Annotated in this window: 3 protein-coding genes; 2 read left to right on the top strand and 1 reads right to left on the bottom strand. The window is 71.5% G+C overall.

The annotated features are described in order from the left end of the window. Positions 1-1852: MMPL family transporter (locus tag G6027_RS12460; protein WP_206682491.1), on the top strand; the 1852-nt coding region annotated here is incomplete at its 5' end. A gap of 103 nt (positions 1853-1955) precedes the next feature. Then, positions 1956-3314, top strand: coding sequence for an FAD-linked oxidase C-terminal domain-containing protein (locus G6027_RS12455; protein ID WP_182637454.1), 1359 nt, complete (start codon positions 1956-1958; stop codon positions 3312-3314). Positions 3315-3344: 30 nt separating this feature from the next. Here G6027_RS12455 and G6027_RS12450 read toward each other — a convergent pair. Beyond that, the coding region (locus G6027_RS12450) for a metal-dependent transcriptional regulator (RefSeq protein ID WP_182637453.1) at positions 3345-3965 on the bottom strand (621 nt) is incomplete at its 5' end.

The following is a 3965-nucleotide window of genomic DNA, read 5'->3' as shown; positions in this document are numbered from 1 at the left end:
CGAGGCGGTGGCGTCCTTCCTCGAAGGCGCGGGGGGAGTGGGTCGCGTGACCGTGTCGCCGGCGCCGGCGCCGGGCGACGGACCCACGGTGGTGAGCGCGGTGCTGTCCGGCGACGACTCCGAGTCCAGGCGCACCCTGGATGAGGTCCGCGAGGCCCTGCCCCCGCCCGGCGAGGGCGTCGAGAGGCAACTGACCGGCCGGGCCGAGGTGCTCCGTGAGGACGATCTCATCGCGCGGGAGGATCTGACCCGCGCCGAGCTCATCGCCGTCCCCGTCACACTCGTCCTGCTCGTGCTGTTCTTCGGCTCCGTCGTGGCCGCCGCGGTCCCGGTCGCGATCGGGGTGCTCGCCATGCTCTCGACGTTCGTCGTCCTGTCCGGCCTGGTGCACCTGATCGACGTCTCCGTGTTCGCCCTCAACCTCGTGATCGGTCTCGCGCTGGGTCTCGCGATCGACTACAGCCTCCTCGTGGTCACCCGGTTCCGCGAGGAACTGGCGAACGGGGCGGACCCACCTGAGGCCGTCGACCGCACGATGCGCCGGTGCCGGAGAACCATCGTCATCTCGGCGGTCACGGTCGGCCTGTGTCTGGCCGCGCTCACGGCGGTGGACATGCCCTACCTGAGGTCCATGGCGATAACCGGTGTCGCGGTCGTGGCGCTCGTCGCCACCCTCACCCTGGTGGTGCTGCCCCCGGTCCTCCGGGTCCTCGGTCGGCGGATCGACGCGTGGTCCGTGCGACGGGTCGACCCGACCCGGCCCGGCCGCTCGGTGACCGCGATGCTGGGCGTGTCGCGCCGTCACCCGGTGGTGGTGGCGCTGGGGGTGTCGGCGCTTCTGTTGATAATGTTGACGCCCGCATTCGGCCTCCGGCTGGGCACTCTCGACGACAGGGTCCTGCCGCAGGACGCCCCGTCCAGGGTGGCGGCCGAGCGACTGCGCGACGAACGTCCGGACCTCGGATCCGACCCCCTGGTGATCCTGGCGGACGGGGTCGATCCCGGGGAGTTGGCGGAGCGGGTATCGCGCATCGACGGCGTGACGGCGACGCGGGGACCGGACGAGACCCTGTCCGACGGGCTCGCGGTGGGTCCCGGTGACCCCGACCTGAGGCGGGGTCCCGTCGCCGCGGTGGAGGTGGTGACGGCCCCGGGGCTCACGCAGCCGGAGCAACAGGACCTCGCCGAGCGTGTCCGAGAGGTGGTGGCACCCGCCCCGGTGGCGGGGACATACTCCGACGATGTCGACACCCGCCAGGCGATCAGCGACCGGGCGGTCCCGGTCGCCCTCCTCGTCATGGCGGTGGTCCTGCCCCTGGTCTTCCTCCTGACCGGTGGCGTGCTGGTCACCCTCAAGACGCTGGTGATGGCGGCGCTGAGTCTCACCGCGAGCTTCGGTGCGATGGTCCTGGTCTTCCAGGAGGGGTATCTCGCCGACCTGGTGGGCGTGACGGCCACGGGGGTGGTGGACAGCTCCTCGCCCCTGCTGATGGCGTGCCTGGCCTTCGGACTGTCGATGGACTACCAGCTGTTCCTGCTCTCCCGTGTTCGTGAGGAGTACGACCGCCACGGTGACACCACACGGGCCGTGGTCGACGGGGTCTCACGCACCGCACCCGTGGTGGGGGCGGCGGCGGTGCTCGTGGCGGTGGTGTTCCTCGCCATCGGAACCTCGGGGATCAGCGTGGTCCGGCTGCTCGGGCTCGGGTTGGCGCTCGCCGTGCTGGTGGACGCGTTCGTCATCAGGTTGTTGCTCGTCCCGAGCGCGATGCTCCTGCTCGGCGACGCCAACTGGTGGGCTCCGCGGCCGCTGAGGGCCGTCTTCGAGCGCCTGCGGATCCGGGAGAGCTGATCGCGCGTCACCCTGTCCCGGGCACCCGCCCTCCCGCCCGGCACATCCACCCCGCCGGTCCATACCCCCGCGCCTTCGCGACGGTTCGTCGTAGGTTCGGGGCATGATCCTGGATGACCTCCGTGCCCGTCTCCACACCGCCTCCGTGCTCACCGACGCGGACGTGCTCGAGGGATACCGCCAGGACTGGGCCAAGGCCCCTGACCCGGGGATGCCGCTCGCCGTGGTGCGCGCGCGGTCGACCGAGGATGTGCAGGAGGTCATGCGCTGGGCCAGTGCGCACGGCGTGCCGGTGGTCCCGCGGGGGGCCGGTTCGGGGCTGTCCGGGGGAGCGACGGCGGTGGAGGGCGGGATCGTGCTGTCCACCGAGCTCATGCGCGACATCGACGTCAATCCCGTCACCCGGACGGCCACCGTTCAGCCAGGGCTCTACAACGCCGAGGTCAAGCGGGCCGTCGCCGAGCACGGACTCTGGTATCCGCCGGACCCCTCGTCATATGAGATCTGCTCCATCGGCGGCAACATCGCCACCAACGCCGGCGGTCTGTGCTGCGTGAAGTACGGCGTGACCACGGACTACGTCCTCGGGCTGACGGTGGTGCTGGCCGACGGTACCGCGGTGCGACTGGGCGGCGCGCGGCTCAAGGACACCGCCGGGTTGAGCCTGACCAAGCTCTTCGTGGGCAGCGAGGGCACGTTGGGGATCGTCACCGAGATCATCGTGCGGCTCATCCCTGAACAACCGCCTCGCTCCACCGTGGTGGGGATCTTCCCCGACGTGGTGGCGTGCAGCGACGCCGTCCTGGCCATCACGCGCCGGATCCGCCCGGCGATGCTGGAATTCATGGACAACGTCTCGATCCGGGCCGTGGAGGCTGACCTGAGGATGGGCCTGGACACCTCGGCCGGGGCGATGCTGCTGGCCCAGTCCGACCTCACCGGGCCCGACCGCGCGGCCGAGACCGAGTTCATGGCCGAGGCGTTCCGCACCCACGGCGCCAGCGAGGTGTTCGCGACCGACGATCCCGAGGAGGGGGAGCAGTTCACGGTCGCACGGCGGGCCGCGTTCACCAGCCTGGGCAAGACCGGGACGTTGCTCCTGGAGGACGTCGGCGTGCCGTTGCCCGCGCTGCCCGAGCTGGTCGCCGGGATCGAGGAGATCTCCGCGAGGCGCGATGTGCCGATAGCCCTGGTCGCCCACGCCGGTGACGGCAACACGCACCCGATCATCGTGCTGTCCGACGACGACCCGGACCGCGCTCACCGCGCCCAGACGGCATTCGGCGAGGTGATGGAACTGGCGATCGGGATGGGCGGGACGATCACCGGCGAACACGGCGTGGGACGACTCAAGGCACCGTGGCTGCCGGCCCAGCTGGGCGAGGACGTGATGGAGTTGAACCGCCGCATCAAGACCGCACTCGACCCACAGGGGATCCTCAACCCGGGGACGATGTTCTGACGCCACCGGGGCGGTGGTCATGGTGCGCCGCTACCGCGTGACCTCGTCGTCGTCACCGCTCGGGACCCGGACCCGCACCGCCGCCGCGACCGGTGTGCCGACAGGTACCACCCGCCCGCCCAGGGCCACGGTGATGATCCCCAACTCGACCTTGCGGGAGACCACCTCGACCGGCGAGTCGGGCCGCAGGCCGATCTCGGCCAGGTGACGCAGGACGGAGTTGTCCCGGTCGGACACCCGCGTGACGACACCGGTGCCGCCCTCGGGGAGACGGTCCAGAGGGACGTCGGCGAGCTGGTCCAATCGCCCGTCGCGGGTGGGGATGGGGTCGCCGTGCGGGTCGCGGCGCGGGTGGTCGAGGAAGCTGTCCAGGGCGTCGACGAACCGGTCGGAGACCACGTGCTCGAGGGCGTCGGCCTCGGCGTGCACCTCGTCCCACGGGTAGTCCAGGCACCGGGCGAGGAACGTCTCGAGGATCCGGTGGCGGCGGACCATCGCCACCGCGAACGACCTCCCGGTCTCGGTGAGCTCGACGGGCGCGTAGGGGCGGTGCTGCGCCAACCCCATTGCGGCGAGCTTGCGGACGCCCTCGGTGACGGAGGAGGGGGAGGCGCCGAGGCGGCCGGCCAGCGCGCCCGGGGTGACGGGCTC

The sequence above is a fragment of the Dietzia sp. SLG310A2-38A2 genome (assembly GCF_014145095.1).
Taxonomy (GTDB): Bacteria; Actinomycetota; Actinomycetes; order Mycobacteriales; family Mycobacteriaceae; genus Dietzia.
The sequence above is the reverse complement of the archived record's forward strand: the minus strand, read 5'-3'. Positions and strand labels throughout refer to the sequence as shown.